The sequence below is a fragment of the Desulfoglaeba alkanexedens ALDC genome (assembly GCF_005377625.1).
In the GTDB taxonomy this organism is placed as follows: Bacteria; Desulfobacterota; Syntrophobacteria; order Syntrophobacterales; family DSM-9756; genus Desulfoglaeba; species Desulfoglaeba alkanexedens.
The window spans coordinates 23,045-35,038 of the sequence record NZ_CP040098.1; the positions used below are offsets into that span (position 1 = coordinate 23,045).

15 protein-coding genes are annotated in these 11,994 nt (G+C 59.1%); 8 read left to right on the forward strand and 7 right to left on the reverse strand.

What is annotated here, in order from left to right; translation table 11 throughout:
* Positions 1-119: 119 nt before the first annotated feature.
* The 4 genes from hflC to FDQ92_RS00135 all read right to left on the reverse strand — a co-directional run bounded on the left by hflC (position 120) and on the right by FDQ92_RS00135 (position 3,023).
* A complete protein-coding gene (gene hflC / locus FDQ92_RS00125; RefSeq protein ID WP_137422717.1) occupies positions 120-1,148 on the reverse strand; it encodes a protease modulator HflC in 1,029 nt (342 codons plus the stop codon).
* A complete protein-coding gene (gene hflK / locus FDQ92_RS00130) occupies positions 1,148-2,173 on the reverse strand; it encodes an FtsH protease activity modulator HflK (RefSeq protein WP_246041757.1) in 1,026 nt (341 codons plus the stop codon). The genes hflC and hflK overlap by 1 nt, the downstream gene beginning before the upstream one ends.
* A gap of 116 nt (positions 2,174-2,289) precedes the next feature.
* Positions 2,290-2,454 (reverse strand): hypothetical protein, encoded by a 165-nt coding sequence (locus FDQ92_RS15085; protein WP_170180109.1) that lies wholly within the window; start codon positions 2,452-2,454, stop codon positions 2,290-2,292.
* Positions 2,455-2,753: 299 nt separating this feature from the next.
* A complete protein-coding gene (locus FDQ92_RS00135; RefSeq protein WP_170180110.1) occupies positions 2,754-3,023 on the reverse strand; it encodes a hypothetical protein in 270 nt (89 codons plus the stop codon).
* A gap of 219 nt (positions 3,024-3,242) precedes the next feature.
* On the opposite strand from FDQ92_RS00135, the gene FDQ92_RS00140 reads away from it, so the two are divergent.
* The 7 genes from FDQ92_RS00140 (at position 3,243) to FDQ92_RS00170 (ending at position 7,469) form a co-directional block, all read left to right on the forward strand.
* On the forward strand, positions 3,243-3,653 hold the full coding sequence (locus tag FDQ92_RS00140) for a threonyl-tRNA synthetase editing domain-containing protein (RefSeq protein WP_137422720.1): 411 nt from the start codon (positions 3,243-3,245) through the stop codon (positions 3,651-3,653).
* Positions 3,654-3,665: 12 nt separating this feature from the next.
* Positions 3,666-4,154, forward strand: coding sequence for a universal stress protein (locus FDQ92_RS00145; RefSeq protein WP_137422721.1), 489 nt, complete (start codon positions 3,666-3,668; stop codon positions 4,152-4,154).
* Positions 4,155-4,257: 103 nt separating this feature from the next.
* Positions 4,258-4,731: a universal stress protein gene (locus FDQ92_RS00150; RefSeq protein WP_137422722.1), complete on the forward strand. Its 474-nt coding sequence runs from the start codon at positions 4,258-4,260 to the stop codon at positions 4,729-4,731.
* Between the two features lie 161 nt (positions 4,732-4,892).
* On the forward strand, positions 4,893-5,912 hold the full coding sequence (locus tag FDQ92_RS00155) for an NAD-dependent epimerase (RefSeq protein ID WP_137422723.1): 1,020 nt from the start codon (positions 4,893-4,895) through the stop codon (positions 5,910-5,912).
* 96 nt (positions 5,913-6,008) lie between these two features.
* Positions 6,009-6,509 carry a FliH/SctL family protein gene (locus tag FDQ92_RS00160; protein WP_137422724.1) on the forward strand — a complete coding sequence of 167 codons (501 nt, stop codon included), beginning with the start codon at positions 6,009-6,011 and terminating at the stop codon, positions 6,507-6,509.
* 112 nt (positions 6,510-6,621) lie between these two features.
* Positions 6,622-6,891, forward strand: a complete 270-nt coding sequence (locus FDQ92_RS00165) for a PBPRA1643 family SWIM/SEC-C metal-binding motif protein (protein ID WP_137422725.1) — start codon at positions 6,622-6,624, stop codon at positions 6,889-6,891.
* Between the two features lie 200 nt (positions 6,892-7,091).
* Positions 7,092-7,469: a hypothetical protein gene (locus FDQ92_RS00170; RefSeq protein ID WP_211341310.1), complete on the forward strand. Its 378-nt coding sequence runs from the start codon at positions 7,092-7,094 to the stop codon at positions 7,467-7,469.
* 705 nt (positions 7,470-8,174) lie between these two features.
* Here FDQ92_RS00170 and bioB read toward each other — a convergent pair.
* The 3 genes from bioB to FDQ92_RS00185 all read right to left on the reverse strand — a co-directional run bounded on the left by bioB (position 8,175) and on the right by FDQ92_RS00185 (position 11,411).
* Complete coding sequence (gene bioB / locus FDQ92_RS00175; protein WP_137422726.1) at positions 8,175-9,182, reverse strand: biotin synthase BioB; 1,008 nt, start codon at positions 9,180-9,182, stop codon at positions 8,175-8,177.
* Positions 9,183-9,251: 69 nt separating this feature from the next.
* Positions 9,252-10,379, reverse strand: a complete 1,128-nt coding sequence (locus tag FDQ92_RS00180) for a DUF484 family protein (protein WP_170180111.1) — start codon at positions 10,377-10,379, stop codon at positions 9,252-9,254.
* 390 nt (positions 10,380-10,769) lie between these two features.
* Positions 10,770-11,411: a protein-L-isoaspartate(D-aspartate) O-methyltransferase gene (locus FDQ92_RS00185; RefSeq protein ID WP_137422728.1), complete on the reverse strand. Its 642-nt coding sequence runs from the start codon at positions 11,409-11,411 to the stop codon at positions 10,770-10,772.
* Between the two features lie 251 nt (positions 11,412-11,662).
* Between FDQ92_RS00185 and FDQ92_RS00190 the strand changes: the two genes are divergently transcribed.
* Positions 11,663-11,974: a hypothetical protein gene (locus FDQ92_RS00190; protein WP_137422729.1), complete on the forward strand. Its 312-nt coding sequence runs from the start codon at positions 11,663-11,665 to the stop codon at positions 11,972-11,974.
* The last annotated feature ends 20 nt before the right edge of the window (positions 11,975-11,994 follow it).

Here is an 11,994-nt window from a genome sequence, read left to right on the forward strand (position 1 = left end):
CCCCCAGCCCCGGTCTCGCCCTTTCCAGAAACGACGGTTCACTCCGCCCTGTGGATTTTCACGGTTCCGATCCCGTTCCAGCGGCAGCCGCCCGCTGCCCACGCGTCGCCGGCGGCACCCTACGGTTCCGACGCCGGTCTCTGCCCCGAGGCCCCGCGGGTGTTCCCCTGGATGCTGCCCAGGTAACGGAAAAGATCCGCATCGCTCGAAAGGACGAAGGTGCTCCTCGGGTTATTGAAGCCCTGGTAGAATTCCAGGCTCCGGTAGAACTGGTAAAACTCGGGATCCCTTCCAAAGGTGTTGGCATAGATCTGCGTGGCCGTCGCGTCGGCCCTCCCTCGAATCTCCTGGGACGTGCGGAAGGCCTCCGACGAAATCTTGGCCAGTTCCCTTTCCATTTCACCCAGGATCGCCGCCCGCTCGCCTTCGCCTTCCGAACGGTACTGGGCCGCGATCCGCTTCCGCTCCGACACCATGCGTTCGAACACCTTCTCCTGGACGGAATCCACATAATTGATCCGCTTGATGCGGATATCCAAGAGTTCGATGCCGAATTCCGGGACGAGCCGGGACGCATCGGCCACCATCTCCCGCGTGATCTTTTCACGGCCCTTGATCACCGGCGCAAACAGGGTCTCACCGGTCTCGGTCCCTTCCACGCTTTCCAGCAGAAGCTGAAATTCCTGGACCCCAGCCTCCAGGAGTTTTGCCTTGGCGTCCTCCCAACCTTCACTTCGCACCAGCTCTTCCAGGAAATTGTTGGAGACGTGGTCACGGACCACCGCATCGATGATGCCGTCCAGCCGGCTGAGGGCGGTCGGGACGTTTCCGACTCTCATGAGGAAAAGCAGCGGGTCCTTGATGCGCCACCGAGCCGTGGAATCCACCCAAATGTATTTCTTGTCCTTGGTGGGGATCTGGTTCGGGTTGCCGTCCCACTTCAGGACCCGCTTTTCGAAGAAGTTGGCCTTCTGAATGAGCGGCAGCTTGAAATGCAGGCCCGCCTGGGTAATGGGTTCCCCCACGGGCCGGCCCAACTGGGTGACCACGACCTGCTCGGTTTCCTTCACCACGAAAAGCGAACTCCAAGCAATCACCCCGATCACGATGAGAACGACGACAACCAGACGACTACCCTTGGGGAACATCACTTCTCCTCCGCCGGCCGGCCGGCCGCCGCGCCGGTATCTTCCCCGGCACTCCACCCGGCAAGCCCCCCGGAACCCAGATTCAGAAGCGGCAGGACGCCGGGGCCTGATTCATCCAGCACGATAATCCGGTCCACCTTTTCGATGAACTGAGGCATGCTTTCCAGGTACATGCGACGCCGCGTGACATCGGGAGCCTTCCGGTACTCCTCAAGGATGCTCGCAAACCGCGTCACGTCGCCCTCGGCCCGATTCACCCGCTGGAGTGCATACCCTTCCGCCTGCGTGATCATCTGGCGGGCCTGGCCGCGGGCCCGCGGAATTCTTTCATTGTAGACCTGCTGAGCCTCGTTGATCATGCGCTCCTTCTCCTGGCGTGCCTCGTTCACTTCGTTGAACGCCGCCTTCACAGCGTCCGGAGGGTTGGCGTTCTGGAGCTTCACCACGACGATCTGGAGTCCCGTCCGGTAGGTGTCCATGATTTCTTGGATTTCACGGCCCGCCAGGTCCGCGATGGATGCGCGCCCGATGGTGAGCACCTCGTCCGCAAAGCGGTTCCCCACGATCCGGCGCATCACCGATTCCGAGATGTCGTCCAGCGTACCTTCCACGTCATGAAGCTGAAACAGGTAATCCACCGGATTCTTGATCATGTATTGGACCGTCCACTGGATATCGATCACATTCAGGTCGCCGCTGAGCATCCGGCTTTCTTCCTCGTAGCCTTTTTCGGCAAACCTCGTCCGGACCCCCGGGCTCACCGTCCGGTACCCGTACTCGCGCTGCAGCACCCGCCCCGTGATGACCTTGGTCACGTCCTCGACGCCGAAGGGGATCTTGAAGTGAAGGCCCGCCCCGGCGGTTCGCACGAATTTCCCGAACCGCAACACCACGGCGGTTTCTTCCGGCTGCACCGTGTAGTAGGAAGTAAAGCCGATGAGGGCGGCCACCACCAGAAGTGCCAAGCCCCAAAACGGGCCGCGCCCCAGGGACGGCAGGCTGAAACGGCCCTTCAGCCGTTTCATAACTTCTTCGAGATCTTGTATGTTCCCGGGCCCCGGACCCCGGTGGGGGGGACGTTCCCAATCCATGAATCCTCCTGTCGTGATTCTTCAGCGGCAACCCTGAACCGCTTCGAACGTCAGCGTTTTCGGAGCCCCTCGAACACGTACGCGAAAAACACGAGGAGCACCGCCATCACGATGATGACGCCGGGGCCGGCGGACGGGATGAAAAAGCGTGCCAGGAAATAGGCAAAGAAAGCCCCGAGGGCCGCTCGAATAAGAAAAATCCTCAGTTGCAGCATCGATTCCCGTCTTTCGGTTCCGGCGGAACCCTCGGCTCACTCGGGCGACACAAGGTCTCTGCCTGATGCAGAAATAGCGAAGCTGATCCTAACGGCACCCCCCGGCATTGTCAAGGACATCCGAGCGTTGCATCATCGGAAATCCTTGATTCCATGCACCTTTCTCCTTCCCGCCCTGCCAAGGGATCGTTCCAATGGGCCCGGGAAAATGCCCGCTCCCGCCAAGCTGGTGATCCCCCCATAAGCGCTAAGTTGTTTTGTAAACACTCACTGGTTGCATTTACGCCATTGGGTTGTTTTTAAAGATGAACATCGAACATCGAACATCGAACATCGAATGAAAAAATCAGGTCAGCGAAGACTCTGATGTGGAACTTCCCCTCGTTCCCAAGCTCCAGCTTGGGAACGCCCTGCCCGGGAAGCTCCAGCTTCCCTCCTGCTACAGCTGAAACGCGCTGTCTTTCTAGGGAGCTTGCCAGGATCTCGAAGTGGTCTTTCCTCTCGTTCCCAAGCTTTGGCTTGGGAACGGCCTCACCGAAGCTGGAGCTTCTGCACAGTTGTGTTCCCAAGCTGGAGCTTGGGAACAAGAAGTAAAAGATCTGCACCCTTCGATGTTGGATGTTTAATGTTCGATGTTCATTTTTTCCAGTCGATACCGGGCAAAAACAGCTTAGTTTATGCCCCCGCCGCGGACCTCCCTCAACCGATCCTTGCACTCACACTGAAAATGGGTGTAAGAATTGCCCCAAACGCAAAGCTTTCTCGTGCCCCGATCCGGAGCGGCCCACGTGAAGCTTCTCATGTTTTACGCTCATGATTTCTGGTATCGAACCCACGAGCGCGTCCTAGAGACGGTTCCGGACGTTCCGTCCGAGGAAACGCATCGCGAGATCGCGGTCATTTTCTATCACGCCGAAGAAACGGATCGGGACCGCGAAGACAAGGTGGCCGTCAAGTGGGTCAAGAACGCCAAGTGGCTCGCCCGTAAGTTCGGCACGCAGCGCATACTCCTCCATTCCTTCAACCACCTGGCGTCCACCAAGGCGCCGGCGGACGTGGCGCGCCGGCTGGCGGCGGTGGTCCGTGATCGGCTGGAACGCACCGGCTTCACCGTTTCCGAAACCCCTTTCGGCTACCAGAACGAATGGAAAATCCACGTGTCGGGGGATTCCCTGGCCAAGGTTTTCAAGGAAATCTGAAACGAGGCCGCCATGGAAAACATCCTCATCGCTTTGGACGACCGGCCGGGTTCCCTCAAGACCGTCCACTACGTGAGCCGCCTCCTCATGGGAAGCCGCCATGTGGAAATCATTCTCTTCCATGTCCTCCCCACCACATCGCCCAACCTGCTCAAGAAGGAAGAAGTGCAGCGCATCCAGGAACTCCAGGAAGAACAGCCGCACTTGAGCGGGTACTTCTGGAAGGAAGACGACGAAAACAGCATGCGGGAAACCTTCCGGCAGGCCCGGCAGATTCTTGCCGAAGGCGGCTTCGATCTGGAACGGGTGAGAACGCACTTCGGAGTGGAATCGGCCGAGGTGGCCCAGGTGATCCTGGAACAGGCCCGCGCCTTCAACTGTTCCACCATCGTGGTGGGGCGCCGGGGATTGAGCCGGGTAAAGGAGTTCTTCCTGGGAAGCGTCTCCAAATCGCTCGTGGGTTTCGCCAAGAACAGGACCGTGTGGGTCGTGGACGCCTGAACCGTGAACCGCCCCGTTCGCACAAACACCGGCGCGGGAACCCCTTTGCGGGCGGCTGCGGGCTGCGGTCTTGCTCTTCAACCTATTCCGTAAGGAGTTACTCATGGCCGACAGCCCCATGACTCAAATCGCCTTTTGCACCGATTTTTCCGAAAATGCCGACGACGCCTTCGTGCTGGCCAAGGACCTGGCTTGGCACTACGGATCGACCCTCCACATCGTCCACGTGATGGTCACCTTTTCACTGGCTCCCGTGCCGGAAGTCTACGTGCCGCTCGACTACGACGCCAAGTTCGTCGAACGGGCCACCGAAGCCGCAAAAGACGCCATCCAGACCCGCTACGTGAGCCGGCTCAAGGAAAAACAGCCCTATGAAATCCATCTCCTTTCCGGCTACGCGGCCACCGAAATCGTGGGATTCGCCGAAAAGCAGACCATCGACCTTATCGTCATGGGTTCCCGCGGTCAGACGGGCCTGGCCCATGTTTTTTTCGGAAGCACCGCGGACCGCGTCGTCCGAAAGGCCCCATGTTCCGTTCTCACGGTGCGCATCCCCGGAAAGGCGGAAAAGCCATAAGGCCCGGACCTTGAACGCAAAGCATGGCCCCATGGAGACAGCCATGGGGGTCTTCAGGCAACGGCCGCGGCCGCCTTTGGCCGCAGGCGGCGCCGATCCCCGGCCACAACGGCCGTCGCCGGAACACACCATTATCATCAGACATCGAGGAGTTCCCCGCCATGGCCTTTCGTGACCCCGTTCTGGTGACCGGCGCGGCCGGATTCATCGGTTTTCACCTGGCGCTCCGCCTGCTTCGCGACGGCCACCGGGTCGTGGGACTGGACAACGTGAACGACTACTACGACGTCAACCTGAAACACGCCCGGCTGGAACAGCTCGAGGCCTTTCCGGACTTCGCCTTCCACCGGATCGACCTGGAAGACCGCCGCGCCATGGAATCCCTTTTCGACCTTTACACGTTCCAGGTGGTCGTCCACCTGGCCGCCCAGGCCGGCGTCCGCTATTCCCTGGTCAACCCCTACACCTACGTGGACGGAAACCTGGTGGGCTTCACCCACATCCTGGAAGGCTGCCGTCACCGCGGCGTGAAACACCTGGTCTTCGCGTCCTCCAGTTCCGTCTACGGCGCCAACACCCGCATGCCCTTTTCCGTGCACCACAACGTGGACCACCCGGTGTCGCTCTACGCCGCCACGAAAAAGGCCAACGAACTCATGGCCCACGCCTACGCCCATCTCTTCCGGCTCCCCTGCACCGGTTTACGCTTTTTCACCGTCTACGGCCCCTGGGGCCGCCCCGACATGGCCCTCTTTCTCTTCACACAAGCCATGCTGGCCGGCGAACCCATCCAGGTCTTCAACCACGGCCGGATGAAACGGGACTTCACCTACATCGACGACATCATCGAAGGGGTGGTCCGGGTCATGGGACGCCCCCCCGAACCGGACCCCGGCTGGACGGGCGATCAGCCGAACCCGGGAACCAGCAACGCTCCCTACCGCATCTACAACATCGGCAACAACCAGCCGGTGGAACTCATGGAATTCATCGAGACTCTGGAAGACTGCCTGGGGACGAAAGCGCACAAGGAACTGCTACCCATGCAGCCCGGGGACGTCCCCGCCACCTACGCCGACGTGGACGACCTGACCCGAGATTTCGGCTTCAAGCCCGCCACGTCGATCCGCGAGGGCATCCGGCGCTTTGTGGATTGGTACCGCGCTTACTACAAAACCTAACCCGTAAGAAGCTGTGAGAAATACCCTTCAACCTTTGGGGATTGAGTGTCCGTTTTTTCGCGTAGGAGTCGTTTCCGAGCGGCACTTAACGAGCGATTGGATGCAGATCTTTTGTTTCTTGTTCCCAAGCTCCAGCTTGGGAACGAGGGGAACGTCATCCTCGCCCATTGCTGGGAGGCGGCGCTGGAGTTCTTCCTGGGTCTGCACGTGGAAGAAAAGCATCTACCTCGCCGGCTGCTGGAGCGCAGGAGGGACATCATAATGGAATCCTATGCCTATGAACTGATCAAGAAGGAAGGATACGAGGAAGGCATCCGCTCGGGAATAGAACAGGGACTGCAGCAGGGAATAGAGCAGGGACTACACCAGGGAATAGAACAGGGACTGCGCCAGGGACTGCAGCAGGGGTCGCTGGAGGCCACACGGGAACATATCCTGGAGACCTTGGAGGCGCGCTTTAAGGATGTTCCCAAAGATATCCTTCAGTCCCTTCGGGAGATCCGAGATCCGGATGCGCTGAAACTCCTCTTCAGGAAGGCTCTTCGTGCCGACTCCCTGGACGCCTTCAGCAACGCGTTATCACGCTTTCTTGATTAGGCGGCCGTTCCCGGAGCAGATGGTCCCTCGATGAAAAGCGGGGGTGAAAGGAGAGTCTTCGAGCTGAAACAGCGGGCTCGCCGAGAATCTCGCGCAAGGAGGTGTGGCAATAATGGCAAAATTAGGATCTAAAAAAAGACCGATAGTTGTTCGAGTTCAGTCAGATGAAAGGGCAATGTATGTCGCGGAAACATGTGCGAAGCACGGATGGCACTATATCATTGGGTTTGAATTCGACAAACCAGAAGATATTTCAGATTTAGAAAAATTGCTAAATCCGTCACAGCCGGTAAAATCAAATAAAATTGGTCGGAACGATCCTTGTCCATGTGGCAGCGGAAAAAAGTATAAGAAATGTTGTGGAGCCAATCAGGCATTGTAAAATTTACGCCAACTACACCATGCAATGGATTCGCAGGATCGGGCCGCCTTGACTCATTCGTAGTGTGGTGTTAGCGTGCTTAAAAAACAGCATGATGCCCTGCTCACCAGTGATTATGACCGTTGAGCACGGTCACTGAACGGGTTGCAGTAATCGCGGGCCCGAATGAATCAACCCAATCTCGCAAGGAGTATACAATCATGAAACGAACCGTAATTGCCTCCGTATTAGCCGCCGCCCTGATTCTATCCGCTGGCATATCGCTTGGGGATGATCAGCAGGGCACGATCTATGGCAACCAGCTCATGACACAACAAGAGCGTAATGAGTATCGCACCAAAATGCGCGCCGCGAAAACTGACGAGGAAAGAGAGCAAATTCGTAAGGAGCATCACGAGCGCATGAAGGAACGAGCCAAGGCTCAGGGCGTCACCTTGCCGGACGAGCCCCCTACTAGAGGTGGCGGCATGGGACCGGGCAATGGTCACATGGGATCGGGCGGTGGCATGGGATCGGGCGGTGGTCACATGGGGCCGGGCGGCGGCATGGGACCGGGCGGCGGCGGCCGTGGGCGCTGATCCGCAGCACGTCAGGCACCGTAGATTGACATGGGATGAGAATCGTCGAAGGGTGCGGATATTTTAGAACGACATCCAGGGTGACCCTCTGAAGTAGATCCAGATGGCCTTGAAGCAGCAAGCGCATCAGGTTCGTTTCCCCTCGTTCCCAAGCTGGAGCTTGGGAACAAGGTGGAAGGTACAGCTTGGGAACAAGGTCAAAAAATCTCCCTCTCCCTTGATGGGAGAGGGTTGGGGTGAGGGTGAGAAAATTAACGTATGTCAATCAGTTACATTCCCCTCCCCTTAATCCCCTCCCACAAGGGGAGGGGAAATAGAATTTCCCTCGTTCCCAAGCTCTGGCTTGGGAACGGCCTCACCGAAGCTGGAGCTTGGGAACAAGAAGCAAAAGATCTGCACCCATCGTCGAAGATAGTAGCGGGAAAGAGATAGTCATTCTGTAAAGCTTCAACCGAAATTGAAATTTTCCTTCGTATCCTTTAATGAATAAATCGTCTCATGAATGTATTTGGTAGCGTTCTAAAGTATTAAGGTCTCCACTTTAGAACGCTAGCAAGGTGTTTCTGGCCAGTCTCCCGGCTGTGGGAATGGAAGCCAAGGACTTTATGTAGGCCGCTTACCTGAATCCGGCCCGTTTATTGGGTCTGGGTTGAGATCCTGTTTGAGGGCTTGATGCCTAACCCCAGACCCAAACGGACGTAAATGTCAAGAAAGGGGGTTGTGATAGGACCCGGGCCGGGGCGTGAGTCCCAGGTCCCGCAGCAAGGCCAGGTCGTTGTCCAGACGGCGACCGGCGGTGGTGAGGTAGTCGCCGGTCATGAGGCCGCTGGCCCCGGCATAAAATATCAACGGATGCAGTTCTTTGAGGTTGTGTTGCCGGCCGCCGCAGACGATGATCTCCCGGTCGGGTAGGGCGTATCTAAGAAAAGCGATGATTTTGAGGCAGCGAAGGGGCGTCAGATGGCGCAGGCCCGCGGCGACGGTGCCGGGTATGGGTGTCAGAAAATTCACTGGAACGGCGTCGACCCGTAGTTTCCTTAATGTCAGGGCCAGCTCCAGGATCTGATCGTCGGATTCACCCAGGCCGAAGATGCCTCCGCAGCACAAAGACAGGCCGGCCCGACGGGCCTCTTGCAGGGTGCGCAGGCGTTCTTCGTAGGTGTGGGTGGTGCAGACGGCGGCAAAATGGCTGGCGGCGGTCTCAAGGTTGTGGTGGTAGCGCGTCACCCCGGCGGCTTTCAGGGCTTCCATCTGATTTTTCCCGATGATGCCCAGGGAGGCGCAGGTGCTCAGGCGGACGGGGTCGATTTGTGAAAGGGCTTGGGCCACCCGGCGGGTTTCTTCGGGCGGCAGTCCCCGGCCGCTCGTGACAATGGAATAGCGGTTGACCGGGGTGTCTTCCAGGCGTTTCCCCGGCGCGGCCAGCTCTTCGACCGACTGCAGGGGATAGACCGGGGCGTCGGTCGTCGCCCGGATGGATTGGGAGCAGAACGAGCAGTCCTCGGAGCAGCGACCTGATTTGCCGTTGTGTATGGCGCAAAGGTGAATGGTTCTGCCGAAATGAGCCTCGCGCAGCAGGTCGGCCCCGGCGCAAAAGGGCAGGAGATCCTCCTCCGGCGTGCTCAGCAGGCCGCGGAGAAGCACCGCGTCCAAAACCTCTCCGGCCAAGGTCCGCCGCGCCAGTTTCAGAAAATAGAGACGTTTATCGATCATACCAGGCAAAACCTTCGCGAAAAGCCCGGCTCAGGGCGGCCGGGGTTATCTCCTCCAAGGGTTCGATGTTCAGATTTGTCCTGCCTTCAAGCCGCAAAGGTCCGTTTGTGCTGCGTCCAGGACGTCCTGTGCACACGACATATGATCGCGGAGCGATGCCGCACCGATACGGACGCGAATCAGAATCACGGCGTTGTCATGCCGGAAGGGGGACTTTCGGATGAGCTCGGACAATTTTTCTGCCACTCTCCTGGCTTCCTCCAGGGCGGCATAAGGCAGGATGACCACGAATTCAGCACTTCCGGTCCTTCCGATGAACCCGTCGCCCTCGGGAAGCGTTTCCATGAGAAGCCCGCTCACGTGCCGGAGCACCGGTCCCACCAAGTCCACGTGGCCGCTTCCCTCATCCACGAAGTCGAGGTTCACGGCCAGCACCGACAGGGGCTTCCCCATGCGGCGCGCCCGGCGCAATTCCCGTTCCAGCACGGTGTGAATCTGGAAAAAGTTGAGCAGCCCCGTCACGCGGTCGCGATCCGAAAGATCCTTCACGCGTTCATAGGCGAGGCAGTTGTCCATGCAGAGGGCGATCTTGATTCCCAACTGTTCCAGGAGTTCGGTGCCGTCCTTGGGCCGGTAATGGTCGGGATCCGAACTCCCGAGAAACAGGCAGCCGAAAAACAGGTCGTGCACGGTCAGAGGCAGCAGCAGCCCCGAGCGCGCGGGATCCTGCCCGCGGCGGGCGAGTACGCCGGTGAGCACGTCGATCTCCGCCGGCGGCAGAAACACGGGCCTGGGCGAGCCGTTGAAGCGCTTCATCGCTTCTTGAGGAGCCATGGAAGCGATCCATGTGCCCTTCGACACTTCTTCACCGCCCTCGGCCAGGTCCGGAAAAAACCGCTCCCCCAGGTCCGGGTGGGACAGGAAGAGAACGGTCCAGTCGATTCCGAACCGCTCTTTGATTTCCTGAAGCAGGTGACGCGCCAGACCGCTGAACTCACGGGTTCTGAACAGGATGCGCTCGATTTCGAGAAACTGCCGCCAAATCTTTTCGTTGGCCGCCGCCGTGCGACGGACTTCCTCCAGGCGTTGTTTCAGCCGCAGGTTTTCGTGGTGAAGTTCGAGAAGGCGCGACGGTGACACCGAATACACGCTGCCGTCCATGGTCGTGCGGGAGAACTTACCCGTTTCGTCGGTCATGAGTCCGCCAGCCTCGCTCGGTGAGAGGTAAGGATCTGTCTGAGAATACCCTTCACCCTTTGGGGATTGAGTGTCCGTTTTTTCGCGTAGCGACGGTTCGCGAACAGCACTTAAGGAGCGGCTCATGCCCTGTAGGAGCCGGCTTGCCGGCGATCCGCATCGCGGCCAAGGCCGCTCCTACAAAGATCACATCGCGGCCAAGGCCGCTCCTACAAAGATCACATCGCGGCGAGGGCCGTTCCTACAGGAACAAGGAACCTCATCAGGGCCCGACTTTCAGGGCTTGTTTTTGGACAAGCCCTAAGGAGCCCGATGGTTGGCTCCAGCGTCTGTTTTTGGCCGCAACGCCCGAGGGAATACCGCTGACTCGCTTGCAGGCCTTTGCCTCATTTATTCCTCCCAGCCCCACTTGCCCACCAGGTCCACAAACCGGCATCCCCCCAGCGTGGTCTTACGAATGCCCTCCGGCACTCGTTCCACCAGGATCAGTTCCTGGGAAAGCCGGTCGCCCATGGGAAGCACCAGGCGTCCGCCCATGCTTAGCTGATCCACCAGGGGCTGCGGCACCCGGGGCGCTCCGGCGGAAACCAGTATCGCATCGAAGGGAGCCTCCTCGGGCCAGCCCAGCGTCCCGTCCCCAACCCTGTAGACCACGTTCCGGTAGCCCAAGCTGTTCAGCACCTCCCGCGCCCGGTGAAGGAGCGATGGAATTCTTTCGATGGTGAAAACCCGGTCCGCGAGTTCCGCCAGGACGGCGGTCTGGTAGCCGGAACCCGTTCCCAGTTCAAGGACCTTTTCGTGGCCTTCCAGCCCCAGGGCTTCGGTCATGAGAGCCACGATGTAGGGCTGTGAGATGGTTTGCTTTTCGCCGATGGGCAGGGGATGGTCGGCATAGGCCTGCGCCGCCAGCGCTTCATCCACAAAGAGATGCCGCGGGACCTTCCGCATGGCATCGAGGACGCGCGGGTCATGGATTCCGCGTGTGACCAGCTGGGTTTCCACCATGCGGTCACGAGCTTTCTGAAAATTCATGTTCACGGGATCACGCTTCGTCAGGGGTCAGCGGGAATCGGCGCCGCCCGGTCATGCCATGTATCCATTTGTTGGACGGGCTCGTGATAAAAACGCCTTCCCCCATAGAACTATCCGAGAATATTGTCAATTCCTTTTTACTAGTGCGAGTCGGACCGCAGTCCCTCGGCGCCCGGTCCTGCAGCGGGCTTTCCACCGGCGTCGGCTCCCTGTTAGACTTGTCAAAAATGACGGTATCCACGGAGGCCTTCATGGAAGATCGCGAGTACACGGTTATCGACATCATCCGCGACCCGCGACCCTGGGTGTATGAAGCCATGGAACTCACGCGGACCGGTCACCATTATATCTACCGGTTCGACGCCCTCGAAGGGATCTTTACCCGGGCCACCGTGCCTGCGGGAGCAGCCTCCACGCATTTCCGACCCCTTGGAGTCCATGACAAGCTGCCGTTAGGCGGCTGGCGCGTCGTCGAAAAAAGGACTTTGCCGAAAAGCCCGCTCCGGCTGATCGACGTCAGGGAACCGCTCAGTGAAGCGGCCGGCAAAGGCTCCAACCTTTAGCAAATCCAGCTGCGGGCATA

Excerpts from the sequence above, each read along its gene's own strand:
- hflC (WP_137422717.1), bottom strand. The coding sequence starts at position 1,148 with ATGTTCCCCAAGGGTAGTCGTCTGGTTGTCGTCGTTCTCATCGTGATC.
- hflK (WP_246041757.1), bottom strand. The coding sequence starts at position 2,173 with ATGAAACGGCTGAAGGGCCGTTTCAGCCTGCCGTCCCTGGGGCGCGGC.
- FDQ92_RS15085 (WP_170180109.1), bottom strand. The coding sequence starts at position 2,454 with ATGCTGCAACTGAGGATTTTTCTTATTCGAGCGGCCCTCGGGGCTTTC.
- FDQ92_RS00145 (WP_137422721.1), top strand. The coding sequence starts at position 3,666 with ATGGAAAACATCCTCATCGCTTTGGACGACCGGCCGGGTTCCCTCAAG.
- FDQ92_RS00150 (WP_137422722.1), top strand. The coding sequence starts at position 4,258 with ATGGCCGACAGCCCCATGACTCAAATCGCCTTTTGCACCGATTTTTCC.
- FDQ92_RS00155 (WP_137422723.1), top strand. The coding sequence starts at position 4,893 with ATGGCCTTTCGTGACCCCGTTCTGGTGACCGGCGCGGCCGGATTCATC.
- FDQ92_RS00165 (WP_137422725.1), top strand. The coding sequence starts at position 6,622 with ATGGCAAAATTAGGATCTAAAAAAAGACCGATAGTTGTTCGAGTTCAG.
- FDQ92_RS00170 (WP_211341310.1), top strand. The coding sequence starts at position 7,092 with ATGAAACGAACCGTAATTGCCTCCGTATTAGCCGCCGCCCTGATTCTA.
- bioB (WP_137422726.1), bottom strand. The coding sequence starts at position 9,182 with ATGATCGATAAACGTCTCTATTTTCTGAAACTGGCGCGGCGGACCTTG.
- FDQ92_RS00180 (WP_170180111.1), bottom strand. The coding sequence starts at position 10,379 with ATGACCGACGAAACGGGTAAGTTCTCCCGCACGACCATGGACGGCAGC.
- FDQ92_RS00185 (WP_137422728.1), bottom strand. The coding sequence starts at position 11,411 with ATGAATTTTCAGAAAGCTCGTGACCGCATGGTGGAAACCCAGCTGGTC.
- FDQ92_RS00190 (WP_137422729.1), top strand. The coding sequence starts at position 11,663 with ATGGAAGATCGCGAGTACACGGTTATCGACATCATCCGCGACCCGCGA.